The sequence below is a fragment of the Ruegeria sp. BG9 genome (assembly GCF_056538305.1).
On the sequence record NZ_JBQFSY010000007.1, the window covers coordinates 278,230 to 295,739 of the forward strand.

17 protein-coding genes and 1 pseudogene are annotated in these 17,510 nt (G+C 56.6%); 7 read left to right on the forward strand and 11 right to left on the reverse strand.

Annotated features, from left to right (window positions below):
- Positions 1-21: 21 nt before the first annotated feature.
- The 5 genes from dctP (at position 22) to ACR0I8_RS14065 (ending at position 5,739) form a co-directional block, all read left to right on the forward strand.
- Positions 22-1,008 carry a TRAP transporter substrate-binding protein DctP gene (gene dctP, locus ACR0I8_RS14045; RefSeq protein WP_170378220.1) on the forward strand — a complete coding sequence of 329 codons (987 nt, stop codon included), beginning with the start codon at positions 22-24 and terminating at the stop codon, positions 1,006-1,008.
- Between the two features lie 93 nt (positions 1,009-1,101).
- Positions 1,102-1,644: a TRAP transporter small permease gene (locus tag ACR0I8_RS14050; protein ID WP_170378218.1), complete on the forward strand. Its 543-nt coding sequence runs from the start codon at positions 1,102-1,104 to the stop codon at positions 1,642-1,644.
- Positions 1,645-1,649: 5 nt separating this feature from the next.
- On the forward strand, positions 1,650-2,966 hold the full coding sequence (locus ACR0I8_RS14055) for a TRAP transporter large permease (RefSeq protein WP_170689158.1): 1,317 nt from the start codon (positions 1,650-1,652) through the stop codon (positions 2,964-2,966).
- Positions 2,963-4,219, forward strand: coding sequence for a malonyl-CoA decarboxylase (locus ACR0I8_RS14060; RefSeq protein WP_170689159.1), 1,257 nt, complete (start codon positions 2,963-2,965; stop codon positions 4,217-4,219). Before ACR0I8_RS14055 ends, ACR0I8_RS14060 begins: the two co-directional genes overlap by 4 nt.
- Before the next feature lie 5 nt (positions 4,220-4,224).
- Complete coding sequence (locus ACR0I8_RS14065) at positions 4,225-5,739, forward strand: malonate--CoA ligase (protein ID WP_170689160.1); 1,515 nt, start codon at positions 4,225-4,227, stop codon at positions 5,737-5,739.
- Positions 5,740-6,140: 401 nt separating this feature from the next.
- Here the strand turns inward: ACR0I8_RS14065 and ACR0I8_RS14070 are convergent, their stop codons facing one another.
- From ACR0I8_RS14070 to ACR0I8_RS14095, 6 genes and pseudogenes are all read right to left on the reverse strand, one after another.
- Entirely contained in the window at positions 6,141-7,445 is a 1,305-nt protein-coding gene (locus ACR0I8_RS14070) for an L-fuconate dehydratase (RefSeq protein ID WP_170689161.1), read from the reverse strand.
- A complete protein-coding gene (locus tag ACR0I8_RS14075; RefSeq protein ID WP_170689162.1) occupies positions 7,442-8,287 on the reverse strand; it encodes a fumarylacetoacetate hydrolase family protein in 846 nt (281 codons plus the stop codon). The genes ACR0I8_RS14070 and ACR0I8_RS14075 overlap by 4 nt, the downstream gene beginning before the upstream one ends.
- Positions 8,288-8,302: 15 nt before the next feature.
- Positions 8,303-9,052: an SDR family oxidoreductase gene (locus ACR0I8_RS14080; protein WP_170689163.1), complete on the reverse strand. Its 750-nt coding sequence runs from the start codon at positions 9,050-9,052 to the stop codon at positions 8,303-8,305.
- Positions 9,053-9,059: 7 nt separating this feature from the next.
- Positions 9,060-9,391: pseudogene (locus tag ACR0I8_RS14085) on the reverse strand (L-rhamnose mutarotase).
- Positions 9,388-10,497 (reverse strand): mandelate racemase/muconate lactonizing enzyme family protein, encoded by a 1,110-nt coding sequence (locus tag ACR0I8_RS14090; protein ID WP_170689164.1) that lies wholly within the window; start codon positions 10,495-10,497, stop codon positions 9,388-9,390. The pseudogene ACR0I8_RS14085 and the gene ACR0I8_RS14090 overlap by 4 nt, the downstream one beginning before the upstream one ends.
- A 6-nt stretch (positions 10,498-10,503) precedes the next feature.
- The gene (locus ACR0I8_RS14095; RefSeq protein ID WP_480703285.1) at positions 10,504-11,190 is read right to left on the reverse strand and encodes an ATP-binding cassette domain-containing protein; all 687 of its coding nucleotides are present in this window, start codon (positions 11,188-11,190) and stop codon (positions 10,504-10,506) included.
- A 278-nt stretch (positions 11,191-11,468) separates the two neighbouring features.
- Between ACR0I8_RS14095 and ACR0I8_RS14100 the strand changes: the two genes are divergently transcribed.
- A complete protein-coding gene (locus ACR0I8_RS14100) occupies positions 11,469-12,251 on the forward strand; it encodes an IclR family transcriptional regulator (RefSeq protein WP_170689165.1) in 783 nt (260 codons plus the stop codon).
- Positions 12,252-12,351: 100 nt separating this feature from the next.
- Here ACR0I8_RS14100 and ACR0I8_RS14105 read toward each other — a convergent pair whose 3' ends face one another.
- The 3 genes from ACR0I8_RS14105 to ACR0I8_RS14115 are packed head-to-tail and all read right to left on the reverse strand — an operon-like array spanning position 12,352 to position 15,136.
- On the reverse strand, positions 12,352-13,230 hold the full coding sequence (locus tag ACR0I8_RS14105) for a DMT family transporter (protein WP_170689166.1): 879 nt from the start codon (positions 13,228-13,230) through the stop codon (positions 12,352-12,354).
- A complete protein-coding gene (locus ACR0I8_RS14110) occupies positions 13,227-13,946 on the reverse strand; it encodes a TfuA-like protein (protein WP_170689167.1) in 720 nt (239 codons plus the stop codon). The genes ACR0I8_RS14105 and ACR0I8_RS14110 overlap by 4 nt, the downstream gene beginning before the upstream one ends.
- A complete protein-coding gene (locus ACR0I8_RS14115) occupies positions 13,943-15,136 on the reverse strand; it encodes a YcaO-like family protein (RefSeq protein WP_170689168.1) in 1,194 nt (397 codons plus the stop codon). Before ACR0I8_RS14115 ends, ACR0I8_RS14110 begins: the two co-directional genes overlap by 4 nt.
- A gap of 43 nt (positions 15,137-15,179) precedes the next feature.
- On the opposite strand from ACR0I8_RS14115, the gene ACR0I8_RS14120 reads away from it, so the two are divergent.
- A complete protein-coding gene (locus ACR0I8_RS14120) occupies positions 15,180-15,701 on the forward strand; it encodes a hypothetical protein (protein ID WP_480703288.1) in 522 nt (173 codons plus the stop codon).
- A gap of 452 nt (positions 15,702-16,153) precedes the next feature.
- On the opposite strand, the gene ACR0I8_RS14125 is transcribed toward ACR0I8_RS14120, so the two are convergent.
- Together ACR0I8_RS14125 and ACR0I8_RS14130 are read right to left on the reverse strand one after the other, a co-directional pair.
- Positions 16,154-16,798, reverse strand: a complete 645-nt coding sequence (locus tag ACR0I8_RS14125; protein ID WP_480703290.1) for a lysophospholipid acyltransferase family protein — start codon at positions 16,796-16,798, stop codon at positions 16,154-16,156.
- Between the two features lie 281 nt (positions 16,799-17,079).
- Positions 17,080-17,487 carry a universal stress protein gene (locus tag ACR0I8_RS14130; protein ID WP_170689171.1) on the reverse strand — a complete coding sequence of 136 codons (408 nt, stop codon included), beginning with the start codon at positions 17,485-17,487 and terminating at the stop codon, positions 17,080-17,082.
- Positions 17,488-17,510 lie beyond the last annotated feature (23 nt).

Here is a 17,510-nt window from a genome sequence, read left to right on the forward strand (position 1 = left end):
GGTCGAACCAGGGAGGAAATAATGAAAACCATTTTTAAGACAGCCGTTGCTGTAGCAGCGCTTGTATCCGCCGGCTCGCTTGTATCCGCAAAAGAGCTGCGCCTATCGCACCAGTGGTCCAACAAGGACATCCGTCACCAGGTCGCCCAGATCGTGGCCGATGAGGTTGCCGCCGCCGATGTTGATCTGGAGATTAAGATTTTCGGCTCAAAATCGCTGTTCAAACCGCGCGAGCAGTACAAGCCGCTCAGCCGAGGTCAGCTGGACATGACAGTTCTGCCGCTCAGCTATGCCGGTGGTCAGCAGCCCGCCTATAACCTGACTTTAATGCCTGGTCTGGTGAAAAACCACGATCACGCAGCGCGTCTCTCCGACTCTCCTTTCATGGAAGCGTTGGAAGAGAAGATGGCCGAGGATGACGTGATGGTTCTGGTCCATGGCTATCTGGCCGGTGGCTTTGCCGGAAAGGACAAGTGCATCACCAAGCCCGAAGACATCGCCGGCTTGCAGACCCGTGCAGCAGGTAAATCCTTTGAGCAAATGCTGGCCGGGGCCGATGCTTCGATCGCCTCGATGGCGTCATCGGAGATCTACAACGCGATGCAGACCGGTGTTTTGCAGGCGGCCAACACTTCGTCATCGTCATTTGTTAGCTATCGCATCTACGAACAGGTCAGCTGCTATACGCCAGCGGGCGACGTTGCCCTGTGGTTCATGTACCAGCCATTGCTGATGAACAAATCCACCTTCGACGGGCTGAATGAAGATCAGCAAGCTGCATTGCTTGCCGCGTCTGAAAAGGCACAGACTTACTATCTGGAAGAAGCCAAGAAGCAGGACGCAAACTCGGCCAAAGTCTTCGCCGAAGCGGGCGTCGAGATCGCCGAAATGAGCGCCGAAGACTTCGAAGCATGGCGCGCTCTGGCGCAGGAAACATCCTATAAGGCGTTCGTGGAAGAAGTCCCGGACGGGCAGGAGCTGCTGGACAAGGCTCTGGCGGTCGAGTGACCCTTTCTCGCCTGGGCGGCCCTTCCGCCGCCCGGCACCGATCTCAGTTCTGATCTTCAGACTTAATTGCATCTCAATTATCAGGAGACGCAAATGGCTGGCCATAGCTCTGCCGTTGCTTCCCATACCGGGAACAATCCTTTCCTTCGCCTTGTCGCTGCGCTTTCAACACTGGCCGGATGGTGTTCCGCAGCCATGATCGTTGCTGCCGTCGCCATCACTTGCCAAATGATCGTCGTGCGTTTTGTCCTGAATGGCTCGACCATCTGGCAAACCGAAGCGGTCATCTATCTTGTCATCGCCGCCACCCTCGTCGGTCTACCTTATGTGCAACGCCTGCGCGGGCATGTGAATGTCGACCTGATCCCGATCTCGTTGGCCCCGCGCCCCCGCTATTTTATGGCGATCCTGACCTCGGCCCTGTCCATCGCCATCGTCTCGGTCATGCTGTTCTACGGCTACGAGTATTGGCACTTCGCATGGGAGCGTGGCTGGAAATCCGACACCGTATGGGGTGTGCGGCTGTGGATTCCTTACCTGTCTATCCCGGTCGGCTTTGGACTGCTGCTGCTTCAGCTAATCGCTGACCTCGTCGCCGTCCTGCTTGGCATCGATAAACCCTTTGGTCTGGAGTAAAGCCAATGGACCCCCTTCTGCTCGGCGCCATTGTCGCCATCGCCACCATCCTTGTTCTGTTTTCGGGCGTGTCGGTCGCCATCGGTTTGCTGATAGTTTCAGCCGGGTTTCTGATTGTCTTCGACGGCCCGCGTTCGCTGGAACTTATGCCCGAGATTCTGTTCGGAAAGCTGGATAACTTTGCCCTTCTGTCGATCCCGATGTTCATCATCATGGGGGCGTCCATCGCGTCGACGAGGGCCGGAGCCGACTTGTACGAAGCCTTGGAACGCTGGCTGACCCGTGTACCCGGAGGGTTGGTCGTATCCAACCTTGGCGCCTGCGCTTTGTTCGCGGCCATGTCCGGATCGTCACCCGCAACCTGTGCCGCAATTGGTAAGATGGGCATCCCTGAGATGCGCAAGCGCGGCTATCCCGACGGCGTTGCCGCAGGTTCCATCGCCGCAGGTGGTACGCTTGGCATCTTGATCCCGCCCTCGGTCACCATGATCGTCTACGGCATCGCCACCGAGACCTCGATTGGTCGCCTGTTTTTGGCCGGCGTGATCCCCGGCCTGATGCTGGTTGGTCTGTTCATGGCCTGGTCGCTTTATTCGACCTGGAAATCCGGTGACGCCACCCGTCTGGGGTCTGGAAGCTACACCTGGGGTGAACGCTTCGAGATCTTGCCGCGGGTTCTACCCTTCCTCGGCATCATTCTAGGTGTGCTGTACGCCATGTATGGCGGTATCGCCACGCCATCGGAAACGGCTGCCGTTGGCGCCCTGCTCTGCCTGCTGATCGCAATGGTCATATACAAGCTGTGGAACCCCAAGGACATCTGGGTCGTGCTGCGCGACAGCACCAAGGAAAGCGTGATGATCCTCTTCATCATCGCCGCTGCCGGTGTGTTCTCGTACATGCTCAGCTCGCTGTTCATCACACAGGCGATTGCCGAATGGATCGGTACACTGGATGTGAACCGTTGGGTTCTGATGGGTGCGGTCAACGTGTTCCTGCTGATCGCCGGGTTCTTCCTGCCGCCCGTGGCTGTAATTCTGATGGCGGCACCGATTTTGCTGCCGATCATCACCACAGCTGGCTTCGACCCGATCTGGTTTGCGGTTGTACTGACCATCAACATGGAGATTGGCCTGATCTCGCCCCCTGTCGGCCTTAACCTCTATGTGATCAACGGCATCGCGCCCGACATCTCGCTGAAGACCATCCTGACAGGCTCCCTCCCCTTCGTAGCCTGCATGGTAATTGCGATTGTCCTGCTCTGCCTGTTCCCCGGTCTGGCCACCTGGCTGCCTGACCTCGTGATGGGAGCGGCGGTATGACCCTGCTAGCGGATCTTCTGTCCACCGTGTTCGAGCGGCGTTATCGCCGCTCGGGCGCGGCGGCCCTAGACGGCCGCCCGCTGACCGAACTGGCCGATGCGCTGGTCGGGTCAGCGGGCGAGACCTCGGGGCTGGCGCTGGCCGAGGAAATCTTGAATCGGTTCGATACGCTGAGCGATGACGACAAGCTGGAGTGCTTCCGCTATCTCGCCACCGCCATGAATATCGACCCCGAGGCGGTGCGCTCGTCACTGGATGAATACGAACGCGATCCCTCGAAAGCCACCTATCGCAGCTTCGCAGCTGCGGTGGAACCGGCCCGGCAGGAATTGATCCGCCGATTGAACCGGGTGCCCGGTGCCACCGGCGCGCTGGTTCAGATGCGCGCCGACCTGCTGCGGTTGGGCGGCAAGGAGCCCGAGTTGCAGGCGCTGGATCTGGATTTCAGGCATCTATTCGCCAGCTGGTTCAACCGTGGCTTTCTGGTGCTGCGCCCGATCAACTGGGAAAGCCCGGCGCATATTTTGGAAAAGATCATCGCTTATGAGGCGGTCCACGCCATCGACAGCTGGGATGATCTGCGCCGCAGGCTCGAGCCAACCGACCGACGCTGCTTTGCTTTCTTCCACCCCGCAATGCCCGACGAGCCATTGATCTTTGTCGAAGTGGCGCTGAACCAAGGCATCCCGGGCTCGGTTCAGGCGCTGCTCGCCGAAGACCGCGATCCGCTGCCGCAGGATCAGGCGGATACGGCTGTGTTCTACTCGATCTCGAATTGTCAGGCCGGGTTGGCCAGCATCTCGTTCGGCAACTCGCTGATCAAGCAGGTGGCCTCGGATCTGGCGGCAGAATTGTCGGGGCTGAAGACCTTTGTCACCCTGTCGCCCATTCCTGGCCTGAGCAAGTGGCTGACGCAGGAAAAAATTGAATGGGACATCGAAAGGCCCGATCAGATGAAGGCGCTGGCGGCGCATTACCTGCTGAACGCCGAAGGCCGGGGCAACATGCCTTTCGACCCGGTGGCGCGGTTCCATCTTGGCAACGGTGCGCTGGTTCATGCGGTTCATGCGGATGCCGATACCTCGGACAAGGGCCGGGCACAGTCCGGCGGCACCATGGTCAACTATCTTTATGACCTCAGCCGCGTGGCGCAGAACCACGAGCAATTTGCGAATACCCGCGAGGTGATCGCCTCGACCGAGGTCAAATCGCTTGCCGCGTCCGCCTCTCTCACATCGACACAGGAAAGGTAATCCCTATGGCCAATCCTCTCTATGACGGTTTGTTCGGCGCTCACGCCGGCAAAGACACACCTTTTTTGCATCTGCTCGACGGTTCGCTGATAACGCATCAGGACTTTTTAAGCACCGCAGCGCAGATCGCCCATCTGACCACACAGTTAGGCCTAAAGCCCGGCGACCGGGTTGCGGCGCAGATCGAGAAATCAGCAGAAGCGCTGGCCCTCTATGCCGCTTGCGCGCAGGCCGGCCTGGTGTTTTTACCCTTGAATACCGCCTATACCGTCGATGAGCTGACCTACTTTATTGAAAACAGCGGTGCCTCGCTGATTGTCTGTGACGCCAAAAGTGAAGAGAAACTTGCCCCCATTGGCGCGCAACTGAGCGCGCGCGTAGAGACCCTGAACGCGGATGGCAGCGGTAGCCTGATGGAAAAGGCATCGGCTATGCCTATCAGTTTCGACACAGTCGATCGGGACGGCGAGGATTTGGCGGCGTTTCTTTACACATCGGGCACCACGGGCCGGTCCAAAGGCGCGATGTTGACCCAGAACAACCTGTTGTCGAATGCCGAAACGCTCGTCGAAGAATGGCGTTTCACATCCGACGACGTGCTGCTGCACGCGCTGCCGATCTTTCACACTCACGGACTGTTTGTGGCAACTAACGTGTCACTGGCTGCGGGCAGTAGCATTATTTTCATGCCTAAGTTCGATCTGGACGAGGTTGTCCGTCAGATGCCTCAGGCCACGACAATGATGGGCGTGCCCACTTTCTACACCCGCCTGTTGGATGACGATCGGTTCACAAGGGAACTGGCCGAACACATGCGCCTTTTTGTTTCCGGTTCCGCGCCCTTGCTGGCGGAAACGCATGTGCAGTTCGAACAGCGCACCGGACACCGCATACTCGAACGCTACGGCATGACCGAAACCAACATGAATACATCAAACCCCTATGAAGGGGAGCGTCGCGCAGGCACCGTCGGGGTCCCTCTGCCCGGGGTTGAGCTGAAAATCTGCGACTCTGATGGCAACGCCCTGCCCAATGGCGAGATTGGAGAGATCGAGGTGCGCGGACCAAACGTATTCCAGGGCTATTGGCAAATGCCTGAAAAAACCGCGGCCGAGCTACGGGAGAACGGCTTTTTCATCACCGGCGATCTGGGCCGGATCGATGAAGAGGGCTATGTCCAGATCGTAGGCCGAAACAAAGACCTGATCATCTCAGGTGGCTATAATATCTACCCCAAGGAGATTGAACTGGTGCTCGATGACCAACCCGGCGTGCTGGAAAGCGCCGTCGTTGGCGTACCCCACCCAGACTTCGGAGAAACGGTTCTTGGTGTGATTGTCGCGGAACCGGGCGAGACCCCAAACCTTGAACAGATGCAGGCTGCGGTATGCAACAGCCTCGCGCGGTTCAAACACCCCCGCAAGTTGATCCTGATGGATGAACTTCCCCGCAACACCATGGGCAAGGTTCAAAAGAACATCCTACGTGACCAGTACAAGGATATGTTCGTGGCCGCATGAGAGGATGCCGTTTTTCCGATCAAACAATGCAACGTCGGGGTAACTGCGGCTTGCCCCAATTTTGCAAAAGCCGTGCGCGAAAAACACGTTAGATGTCACTTAGTCAAACCTGTCGAGGAGTCTCGGTCAGTTCGCAGATATACATATTTTCTTAGCCCGCATGACGAATCAGCTGGCCATGCGTCATGGTATGGTTCGAAAACTTGAGCCAATATTTGGATGATGTCATGTATAGCGCATGGCGGGTCAAAGATTCTTGCAGTAATCCGGCGTTGCGCCAGAGCCTCGGTTGCAGCAAGCAAAACAAACAGGCGGCCTCAAAGGCCGTATTCCCAAAGTAGAACGTTTTGTATCTTCTTCAGAGTGGGCAAAGCGCAGCCCGACCATTGTGGCTACTAGGGTCAGGCAACAGGGGTTTTTTCCGCTGCCATTGGGGGCAGAAACCGGAAATCTCTGATGCTGTCGGGTTTTATCTCGATCGAGAACCCGGGCCGCGTCGGCGCCATATAGGCGCCGTTCTTCACCACGCAGGGGTTGATAAAGTGCTCATGCAGGTGATCGACATACTCGATCCGCTTGCTGTCCTTCTCGCCCGAGATCGCGACATAGTCGATCATCGACATATGCTGGACGTATTCGCACAGGCCCACGCCTCCGGCATGGGGCCAAACCGGCAGATCGTATTTCGCCGCCATCAGCATGACCGCGAGCACCTCGTTCAGCCCACCCATCCGGCAGCTGTCGATCTGAACGATGTCGATCGCGCCTTCCTTGATGAACTGCTTGAACATGATCCGGTTCTGGCACATCTCGCCCGTCGCTACTTTGACCGGTGCGACGCCCTCGCGGATCGCCTTGTGGCCAAACACGTCATCAGGGCTTGTGGGTTCTTCGATGAAGAAGGGTCGCGCAAAGGACAGCGCTTTGACCCAGTCGATCGCCTGATCGACCTCCCACACCTGATTGGCGTCGATCATGATGTTCATGTCTTCGCCCAGTACTTCACGTGCGATGGTCAGGCGGCGAATGTCGTCATCCAGATCGCGGCCAACTTTGAACTTGGTATGAGTAAAGCCCGCCTCCTTGGCCTCATGGCAAAGGCGGCGCAGCTTGTCGTCGGGATAGCCCAGCCAGCCCGCCGAGGTCGTGTAGCAGGGATAGCCCTCGGTCTTCAGTTTAGCGATGCGCTCCGCTTTGCCCGGTTCAGCGGCGCGGAGCATCGCTAACGCCTCATCCGGGGTGATCGCATCGGTCACATAGCGGAAGTCGATCAGGCGCACGATCTCTTCGGAGGTCATTCCGCTGACCAATTGCCAGACGGGTTTGCCGGCCTCTTTGGCCCACAGATCCCACGCGGCGTTCACTACCGCGCCGGTCGCTAGGTGGATCGCCCCCTTGTCGGGACCAATCCAACGCAGTTGGCTGTCGCCGGTGATATGACGCCAGAACCGACCCATATCGTCGGTGATCCAGTCCAGCTCCAGCCCTTTGACCAACGCACCGAGGGCTTGGATCGCGGCCGCACAGATCTCATTGCCGCGGCCAATGGTGAAGGTCAGCCCGTGGCCCTCATGCGCGCCGTCAGTTTCCAGCACCACATAAGCCGCCGAGTAGTCGGGGTCGGGGTTCATCGCATCCGACCCGTCCAGACTGTCCGAGGTCGGGAACCTCAGATCCTCGGTTCGAATGCCGGTTATCCGGGTCACTTGCTGGCCTCAACGGTTTGGCGCTGAACGCCCAACCCGTCGATTCCCAGCTCCATCCGGTCGCCGGGCTTGAGGTAGGTCTGCGGGTCCTGCCCCATACCCACGCCGGGAGGTGTCCCGGTTGAGATCACATCGCCCGGCTGCAGTGACATGAATTGCGACAGATGCGAGATCACCGTTGCTACGTCGAAATGCATCGTCTTGGTCGAGCCGTCCTGATAGCGATGCCCGTTCACCTCAAGATACATCGGCAGGTTTTGCGGGTCCGAGATCTCATCCCGCGTCACCAGCCATGGGCCGATAGGGCCAAACGTGTCGGCGGACTTGCCCTTGACCCACTGGCCCGAGCGGTGAAGTTGAAAATCACGCTCGGACAGGTCGTTGACCACGCAATAGCCCGCGACGTGGTCCAGCGCCTCCTCGACGGAGACGTATTTGGTGTGTTTGCCGATCACCACGCCCAGTTCGACTTCCCAATCGGTTTTGACCGATCCGCGCGGGATTTCGACCATGTCGTCTGGCCCAATGATGGCTGAGGTGGCCTTGAAAAAGATCACCGGCTCCTCGGGCAGGGCCATGCCGCTTTCGGCGGCGTGGTCGGCATAGTTCAGGCCGATGCAGATGAACTTACCCACCTGACCGACGCAGGCGCCGATACGGGGGGTACCTTCGACCTCGGGCAGAGCATCCACATTCAACGCGCGCAAAGCATCAAGCCCGGCATCCGACAACGCGTCGCCCGCGATATCGTCAATGACACCCGACAAATCGCGGATCACGCCATTTTCATCCATAAGACCGGGTTTTTCTTGTCCAACCGGACCGTAACGCAGCAGTTTCATCTCAAATCTCCCTGATCAAACGGTCCAGCCGCCATCGATGGCGAAGGTCTGTCCGGTGGTGAATGCGGTCTCGTCGCTGCCCAGATAGACGGCCAAGGCGGCGACCTCGTCTGCGTGACCAATGCGGCCCATGGGCTGGCGCGCGATGAAGTCTTTCATCGCTTGCTCGTAGTCGCCGGTGGCGCGTAGGCGGTCGTGCAGACTGGGGCTGTCGACCGTGCCGGGGCAGATCGCGTTGCAGCGGATGCCCCGCGTTATGAAGTCAGCGGCGATGGATTTCGTCAGGCCAATCACGGCCGCTTTGGACGCACAATACGAGAAGCGGTTCGGCACGCCTTTGATCGACGACGCGACCGAAGACATGTTGATGATCGAACCACCGCCATTCTCCAACATGACGGGCAGAACCAGCTTGGCTAGCCGGTACATCGCCTTGACGTTCAGATCAAAACTGAAATCCCACTGGTCGTCGTCGCATTCAAGGATCGAACCAGCGCCAACGAACCCTGCACAGTTGAACAAAACGTCCAGCGCTCCGGCGGTTTTGACGGCCTCAGCCACAGCGTCTGCATCGGTGACGTCCAGCTTCAGAGCCGTCACACCCTCGATCGCAGCCAGTTCCGCAAGAGTTGCATCGTTGATGTCGCAGGCAATCACCTGCGCGCCTTCGGCCACGTATTTTTCGACGCTGGCGCGTCCAATGCCCTGCCCTGTTGCGGTTATCAGTGCTTTCTTTCCGGCCAGACGGCCCTGTGGTTTGGTCATGTCGTCCTCAATCCGTATGGAATACTTCAATCATGGGCGCCCATTGCTCGCCTTCGGCGCGGCTGGGCAGAGGGTTTTGGCAAGGGTCGGTGAAACTCCACCATTCCCGCGTTTTGGGGTCTTGCGCCATACGGCCATATCCCCTTTGAAATCGGTGTCGTGATATTCCCAGTCCCCAAACAGCAGGTTCTCGGGTTGACGCAAAATGATCGTGTAGTTGCGGATATTGCTTTTGGCGATCTGAGCCAGCACATCCGGCCAGAAGGCAGCGTGCAGACGCTTGTATTCGTATAGCTTTTTGGGCTTCGCTGCGATCACCATGGCCATACCTTGCATCATGCGCCCTCCCTGATCTCCATCGGCGTGGACTGGGCAGTGATTGCCTGCCAGTCCCACGCGATACCAAGCCCGGGCACATCTGACGGAAAGGCAAGCCCATCCTCAATGCGTATCGCGTCCGTCGTAACGCTGTCGAGTTGTGGGATGTATTCCAGCCATTTTGCATTTGGTATCGCACAGACCAGTGGCAGATGCAGTTCCATCAAAAAATGCGGGCAGACCATGACGTTATACGCCTCGGCCAGATGCGCCACTTTCAACCATGGGGTAATGCCTCCGATCCGCGCCACATCAACCTGCACAATACTGGCCGCACCCGCGTGTAAATAGTCCTTGAACTGGCTCAGCGAGTATATGCTTTCGCCGACGGCTATCGGCACCGAGGTCCGTTGCGACAGTTCGGCATGGCCTGCGACGTCATCCGCGGGTAGAGGCTCCTCGAACCAGGCGATACTATAGTCTTCCAAAACCTGAGCTCGGCGGATCGCTTCGGACAGGGTAAAGCCCTGATTGCCATCGGTTAGGATTTCATATCCCGGCCCAACCGCTTCACGCACCGCAGCCAAACGGGCAGCATCCTCGCTTAGTTGGTCGCGCCCGATCTTGATTTTCGAGCCACGGAACCCCTGCCCCTGCATCGACAGCGCGTCATCGACCAAGGCCTGTGTGTCCAGATGCAGCCAACCGCCCTCGGTCGAATAGAGCGGGACGCGATCCCGCGATCCCCCCGCGGCTTTCCACAGCGGCAGCCCTTGTTTGCGGCAGCGCAAATCCCAAAGAGCTGTATCAATCGCGGCCAAAGCAAGCGAAGTGATCGCCCCCACCGCCGTCGCATGTGTCAGGAACAACAGATCGCGCCAGATGCCTTCGATCCGGTCCGCATCGCGCCCGATCAGAGCGGGTGCCAGCGTTTTTTCAAGCAGTGCCATAACCGACGGGCCGCCGGTGCCGATGGTATAGCAATAGCCCACACCCTTTGCCCCGTCGCTGTCGGTCACGGTCACAATGGGCGTTTCCTGACTGACAAAGGACTGAATGGCATCGACCCGTTTCACCTTTGGGATCAGGTCGATCATGCGCAGTTCGATATGGGTGATGGTGGCCATGGTTGCTTACCCTCTCAGCGCCTCGCCGGTGGCCGCGTCGCAGACGTGGCATTTGTCGAGAACCAGATGGAATGGCAGCGTCTCACCCTGCTCCACCTGGTGCGGATTGAACGTCTTGGCCTGAACCTCGACCCCCGCCAGCCCGGCAAACATAAAGGTTTCGATGCCCAACGGTTCTTCCAGTGCAACCGGGAGCTCCAGATCGACCAAAGCGCCCTTTTCCTCGACCGCGTGGCCGACTTGCGTGAGATTGTCGGCGCGGCAGCCGAATTGAACCACATGTCCCGCGCTTACATGATCGCGTGCCGAGGCCGGGACCGTGAGCGCATCCTTCAGAACGATGTGGTCGTCCAGCGTCATCGCCTCAACCAGATCGTGGGTCACGTAGACGATGGTATTGGCGACGCGCTGGCGCTGACCACCGGTCAGTTCCGCTGGTTTGTCGCCCATCAATTCGTCCGGCTCAAGGATCGCCGCGACCTCGGTCACGACCTTGGTAATTTCGGCCTCGGGGCGCTTGGCGATCTGCAGCGTGAAGCCCAGATTCTCGCGCACAGTCATATATGGGTACAGCGCGTCGTTCTGGAACATCATCGCGATGTTACTTTCACGCGGAGGCAGGTCGTTGACCACCCGACTGCTGATACAAATCTCACTATCGGAGATATCTTCGAGCCCCGTGATCATACGCAAAGCCGTGTATTTTCTGCAGCTCCGACGAACGATCCACAGTTCGATTCGGCATGTGTTGCCCCTGCACGCAAAACAGCGCAGCTTTCAAGCAAGTTACTAATTTTACATAACGAATTCATCACTTGCTTCTCCCTGAGTTCTTTTTTTGGCGGCTCTTGCGCGCCAACTTTGTTCGTATACAAAACACCTATTCACATATAAATCAATGTTGACATCCACCGTTCATTCAATGCACTTTGCCCACGCATTCGCCCGCAAGCGCGAATTGGGAGGAATACGTGTCGGCAACTTCAGAGAAATATCGTGCCCCTGCCCTAGAGAAGGGTTTGGACATCATCGAGTTGCTATCGCTGCATGCCGACGGGCTGGCGCAAGGTGACATTGCACGCGCTCTGGACCGGTCCCAAAGCGAAATCTACCGCATGCTGTCCACACTGGTGCGACGCGGTTATGTGATCCGGTCATCTGACGATGATCTCTATTCACTCAGCCTGAAAATGTTTGCGATTTCACAAAGGTATCCTCCAGTCGAGCGGTTGCTTGAGATGGCGACACCCAAAATGCGGGCCGTAACGAGAAAGGCCTGGCAATCCTGCCATATGGGTATGGAGAGCAATGGAGACATAGTTGTTGTCGCCTCGATTGCCTCTCCCGGGAACTGGGGTTTGGCATTGCGCGTCGGAACCGTGATTGGCCTTGGGAATACCGGTACCGGCCGTGTTCTTGCAGCGTTTCGCAGTGACGCCGCCCTTGAGGACCTGCTAGACAATCACAGGCTTGCGCAAGGTGAGCCGGAATTGGATGTCGTTGAATTCAGGGAACATGTCGCCCGCATACGCGAGTGGGGTTATGAGCAAATGCCATCAGCCACAGCGGTTGGGGTGACGAACCTCGCCTACCCTGTGCTGGACCACGAAGGGCAGGCAATCAGCGTTGTGAACTGCCCATTTTTGGAAAGGATCGATCAGCTTGAAGTTCCGGGAATAGAAGACGTGCACCAACTCTACAAATCGCTGGCGGAAGAATTGACTGATTTCTACACGGGCAAGTCGCAAGCCTGACCTACCAGTCGCTTGTCACCATGGGACAAGGTCAGGCAGGTTAGTATATGTCCGCCCTGGTTCATTTACGAAAAGGCGGCTTTCGCCAAAAATCGTATCTTTAGACAAGAGTTGCGCTCTTTTTGGTTTTGTTGGCCAAAAGACCGCCAATTGTGATGAGACCAGCGCCTATCCAGCCCCACAAATCGGGCAAGGTATTCCAAATCAAATAGCCGAAGAAGACCGCCCAGAGCATTCCGGAATACTCAATCGAGGCCAGCGTACTAATCGGCGAGAAGGAACATGCCGATGTTCTGAAATACACGCACAAAGCGCCACAAACACCCAACAAGCCAACGAGCCAGAGGTCGGAAAAACCCGGAACGTAGCTCCCATAGGGCACCAAAATAGCGGCCGCAGCAAAGACCATGAGATATTCATATCCGGCGATTGCTTCCGGTGTATCCCGTCTTGAAAGGGCACGCGCCGTGATTAAGCCGAGTGCGCTACACAACGCGGCCGCCAATGGAAAAAAGGCTGCCGGGTTAAGACCTAGGCCCGGTGGGCGTATCAAAAGTAAAGCGCCCATAGCGCCTGCAACAAGTGCAAGTAACTGGGGAAGCCCAGGATGTTCCCGAAAGACAAGTGAAGACAAGACCATCGAAAAGATAGGCGCGACCATGAAGATCATGGTCACTTCGGCAAGCGGTAAGTTTTGAAGACCGGAAATGAAAAAGTACATTGTGCCTAAGGTCAGCACCCCTCTGGCCATCAATAGCGGCCATCTTGGTGAAGCCAAGGATCTCCAGTTTCGAGGCGCAATGAACAAAAGGAAAAACAAAAGGCCAAAGGTGCTTTCGAACAAGATGATCTGAAGCCCGGAATACGTCTCGGAAAGCACCTTGGCGACCGCATCCATCGCAGACATAAAAAACACGCCAAGCGCAAAGTAAGCTGGACCATTGGCGTAGAGTTGCGATGGTTTGAGGCGGGCGATCATGATGTGAGCTGATCAAATATCGACGTTCGCTCCAGCCGAAAGCGCGCAGTGAACGGACCAGGTGTGTCGCGTAGAAATGCGTTCATAGACTTTAGCATTTCGATCGCATCTATTTTTTTCTGATTGACCGTATTGTTCTCGAGCCATCGATCAAGCCGAAGCAATTCATCGGGTTGTACATTGTTCTGTTCGCCTAGGCGCAGCATATGTTTGTATGAGCGGCTGGAGAAATACTCTTGATCCATTAGATTCATGAGCTTATCGGCCGTTTCTTGGGAAATGACTTTGTTTTCCGAAGCAACCTCTAGCGTTGCTCTGATGTTTACAAGCGGCTCTGATAGAGACGGGTATTTCAGTTCGGCAGGTCCGTGATTCAAGGCAACCTCGTCGTCTCGCGTCAAAAGACCGTCGCGGTATTCTTCAAAAATGCGACCAACCCCTTTCATGCCAAAACTATGCAGCTCCGCTGCCCTCAACGCGCCCATGCTGGAGCTGCCGAATACATGCACACCCTGATCAAGCGCCCAGAGTATTTCCTTGTGCAACACAGACGGTGTGAACTGAAAATAGCCGTCAATTATTCCTATGGCGCGTGGCTTTCGCGACACCGCATTCAATACATCCCCCTGAGCCGCCGGCGGCAGATACTCAGCCGCTAAAATCTGTTTGGCTTCACTTTCGTGAATGGTGGGGCCGCAGAAAACAAAAACGGTCATTGCATCAACTCTGATGCGTTTTGCGCACGCGAGCCCGGCGTGTAGCGTGGGTCATCATGTGGCCCCTCCAACCCGGGGACGAGCACACGTACAACTGCGATGTGATCGGAGACATAGTCGGCTGTAATGTCGATGAAGCAGGCACCGTCTAGTCCAGCTGCAGTCAACCGCGATTTGAGCCAAACAAGATCGCCTTCGGGAGATTTGCTTTCATAGGATTGCCTGGAGTCAAAACTCAGGCACCCAGGTCGGGCAATCGTTTCTTGGAACTCCATCTCAGAGTAGTAGTCCGAGTGCAGATCATCACGCGCGCCCGTGATCAATGTCAGCCGTTCCTGCGCAGCTTCTGTCAGGGCGCGCGAGAGCGCGATCTGCCGACACGGGTGACACCCTGCGCCGACAGATGGGCGAGAGAGAAGTATCGGCACGTTTCCGTTTTCACATGCCCATACCAAGTAAGCCGGTACGCCGATTTCCGTCGTCACGTCCCAAATCGCCAAGCTTATGTCGGCGTCCTTGAATTTGCTTAAGGTCTGGCACAAACCGTGATCTTCGATCGTCCGTTGATCAATTCGACGTGCATCACGCTCTTGCCACGGCAAACGCGACCATAGCGCAACAGCATCCCGTTCGATCACCTCGCACAAGCCGTGCAACTTTGCTTCGGAAAGTGAGTTACCCGAGGCCAGACCGTTCGAACTCGACAGGAAAAACCCGCTCCCGGGTGGCAGAGGGCGTGTGTAGTTTGTATGAACCAATTCGTAGGGAACCCACACATTTCCGGAACCCGCCAACAGTTGCGTTTCAATCCAGAGGTTCGGCGCGAAAGGATCAAATTCCATCTCATTGCTCAGCGGCAACTGATCAACGGGCAAAACGTTGTGTGTGTATCTGATATCTTCAAGGCTCGCGAGTATGACCGGAGCCACAATGCGTTCTGCGTGGAAAATCTCGATGGACTCCATCACGGCAGAAGCGACCGCAGCGTCATATGTCACTCCCTTCCCTTGAGAAACCGCCATTGATCGCGAGTTGGGCCTGCATACGACGGTTGTCGGTAGCCCAACACGATCAAGCCCCGTGACATTCGCGATACGCGTGATGCCAAAAACCGGAAACAGGTCCCGCAAAAGCTCAACCGTCTGCTTGGGCGAGCGAATGCGATGTGTTCCATCAAAATACTGTTTCAAACCAAGTTCTCACGCGACTGGCAACAACCTATCAGTACGCGCAATGACGATTCATACTGCGCGACACGAATGTTGGCTCAAAGGCTTGAGCCAACATTCAAGTACGTTGTTTGGACTGGTTTTAAGCAGTTGGTTGAATTTTCGCCCCGAATTGGGCCGGATCAATCTTTGCACCCAGCTGAGACGGGTCAATTTTGGCTCCGTGTTGGCCGGGGTCAATCTTGGCGCCAATTTGGCCTGGATCGATCTTGGCCCCGATTTGGCCCGGATCAATCTTTGCGCCCAGCTGAGACGGGTCAATTTTGGCTCCATGCTGGCCGGGGTCAATCTTGGCACCGACCTGCGAAGGCTCGCCGTGGCCAACGTATTCGGCAGCGATCGCAGATTGGCGATGTGCAGAATTGGTTTCAGGCTGAGCAAAAACTCCGGATTGACCGATAGTGATCAGACGGCCATCAGGCGCACGAACAGTTCTTTTGTTTTCAAACATTTAATTTCTCCCTTTGTTGGAATCGTCGTTCTAATTTGTTTTGCACTTCAAGAACCAGAGCGCGCCATTCCCTAACATAGAATTTGCATGATCACCAAGGCGCATGACAGGCGCCATCCCAGATGGGTTGGAATGAGAACCTACGTTCAGGCCAATAGGAAAGGCATCGGTTTGACAAAATTTGGAAGCCTTTGGAGCTGCAAGCATGCTCAAACCTAAAGCAAAACCTGTTTTTTGGCGCTCCTTCTCTGCGTGCCAAATTTCCGCACTATCGGCCGAAAAGGGGTCGTCAAATATGGCCGGGCATGACCTAGGTATCTTGTAGTGGTCGTGCTCTGCGCAGTCGCTATACTTTCCGTTGGAAGCTCTGTTTGCGGCAAAAGCGCAGACCACGATTCTGAACAAATTGCATGTCGTCCAAGCCCATGAACCAAACGTTATATGAAGGGCGCAATAGGCAATAGTTGTAGGCACTTAACAGTCTCTCCTGTCTGAAACGCTCTCTTTTTGATTGGCCCCAAGGGAGATCAACGCCGACTGGTCAAAGAGACAGTGCGCCGTCTTAGAAACTCGAGCATTTCCCGTGGATTGCCGGCCCGTTTTTCAATCTCGTCTCTCTCAATAGGGTCACCGACGATCGGGCGCTGGGGTTTATCCAAGGCATGCCGCACCTCGTACAAAAGCAACCCTTGGCGCAGCGTGGCGGAGACATTGCTGGCGATTTGATATGCTCGACTGTTGCGTCCCGGAAAACGAATGGGGACAACTGTGGCCCCAGAGCGCTGGATAAGTTTGGCTGTAAAGGGATTCCATTCGCGTTCGATCGCAGGCCCCCACCAACTGTCCGACGAGGCAACAACCCCGGAAGGGAACAATGCGATTAACCCTCCGTTCGCAAGATGCTCCATAGCTTTTCGGCGCATTTCCAGGCTCTTTTCAAGAGCGTTGGGTTCATGATCAAAGGGGACCGGGATCATGAACTGGTCAATCTCAACGACACCCGTCAGCAGAGACCGCGTTAGAATTTTATAATCGGTTCGGACCTGACCGATCAGTTCCGCCAGGATCATGCCGTCGACAAGCCCGTGCGGGTGATTGGCGACAACCACCACGGGCCCTTTGCTCGGGATTTGACGAATTTCTTCATCGGGCGTTTGCAGCGCGATGCCCATCACCTTGAGGGCCTGCCCCCAGAAGGGTTGCCCAGCGGGCACGCCCATTGCCTCGAATTTGCGGATGCGACGCAACAAATGGAATTTGCTTGTAGCCAGCTCAATCGCTTTGATCGCCCATCGCTGAACCGGGTTGCTGAATGTGGATGCATAAGACAAGCGGCGCCGATCATAGGGCTGTTCGCTCAGGTTTGTTCCGTCACTCTGGCCAAGCAACAGCCGTGTCTCTTTGTCCGGGCGGCCAGTACCGGGCCTTTTGAGGGTCTTAGACCCCTTACCCCTCATCGAAGGATGAAGACCGAACACGGCGCACGGCGTGAAATACGCGACGCCGTCGAGCCCAGAAGATAGTCTCGAACGCCAGGTTTGTGAGATCCGACAATAACCAAATCAACATGGTTCTCGCGGGCAAACTCCGCGACCTTCAGGCCGGGCTTGCCAGTGATGACTTCGGTCGAGATGTCGTCCGCGCCGCTCGCAAGGCGATCCAGTTCGTCCTTGATGCGCGCTGTAAGGTGGTTTTCGGGTTTCGACTCCACGAATTCGGCGACGAAACCGGGTATGTCTTCCAGCACTGTCAACAAGGTCATCCGACCGTCTTCGGCAAGCAGACGGCGCCCAGCGACGATTTTGTTGGCGACAACGCCTTCGTGGTCCAGAGCGACCGGGATCAGAATGTGCTTGTACATAGTCGGTTCCTTTGTCGATTTAG

What these genes read in the sequence shown, in the direction of transcription:
- dctP (WP_170378220.1), top strand. Translation starts at nt 22, where the DNA reads ATGAAAACCATTTTTAAGACAGCCGTTGCTGTAGCAGCGCTTGTATCC.
- ACR0I8_RS14050 (WP_170378218.1), top strand. Translation starts at nt 1,102, where the DNA reads ATGGCTGGCCATAGCTCTGCCGTTGCTTCCCATACCGGGAACAATCCT.
- ACR0I8_RS14055 (WP_170689158.1), top strand. Translation starts at nt 1,650, where the DNA reads ATGGACCCCCTTCTGCTCGGCGCCATTGTCGCCATCGCCACCATCCTT.
- ACR0I8_RS14060 (WP_170689159.1), top strand. Translation starts at nt 2,963, where the DNA reads ATGACCCTGCTAGCGGATCTTCTGTCCACCGTGTTCGAGCGGCGTTAT.
- ACR0I8_RS14065 (WP_170689160.1), top strand. Translation starts at nt 4,225, where the DNA reads ATGGCCAATCCTCTCTATGACGGTTTGTTCGGCGCTCACGCCGGCAAA.
- ACR0I8_RS14075 (WP_170689162.1), bottom strand. Translation starts at nt 8,287, where the DNA reads ATGAAACTGCTGCGTTACGGTCCGGTTGGACAAGAAAAACCCGGTCTT.
- ACR0I8_RS14080 (WP_170689163.1), bottom strand. Translation starts at nt 9,052, where the DNA reads ATGACCAAACCACAGGGCCGTCTGGCCGGAAAGAAAGCACTGATAACC.
- ACR0I8_RS14090 (WP_170689164.1), bottom strand. Translation starts at nt 10,497, where the DNA reads ATGGCCACCATCACCCATATCGAACTGCGCATGATCGACCTGATCCCA.
- ACR0I8_RS14105 (WP_170689166.1), bottom strand. Translation starts at nt 13,230, where the DNA reads ATGATCGCCCGCCTCAAACCATCGCAACTCTACGCCAATGGTCCAGCT.
- ACR0I8_RS14110 (WP_170689167.1), bottom strand. Translation starts at nt 13,946, where the DNA reads ATGACCGTTTTTGTTTTCTGCGGCCCCACCATTCACGAAAGTGAAGCC.
- ACR0I8_RS14120 (WP_480703288.1), top strand. Translation starts at nt 15,180, where the DNA reads ATGACGATTCATACTGCGCGACACGAATGTTGGCTCAAAGGCTTGAGC.
- ACR0I8_RS14125 (WP_480703290.1), bottom strand. Translation starts at nt 16,798, where the DNA reads ATGGGCATCGCGCTGCAAACGCCCGATGAAGAAATTCGTCAAATCCCG.
- ACR0I8_RS14130 (WP_170689171.1), bottom strand. Translation starts at nt 17,487, where the DNA reads ATGTACAAGCACATTCTGATCCCGGTCGCTCTGGACCACGAAGGCGTT.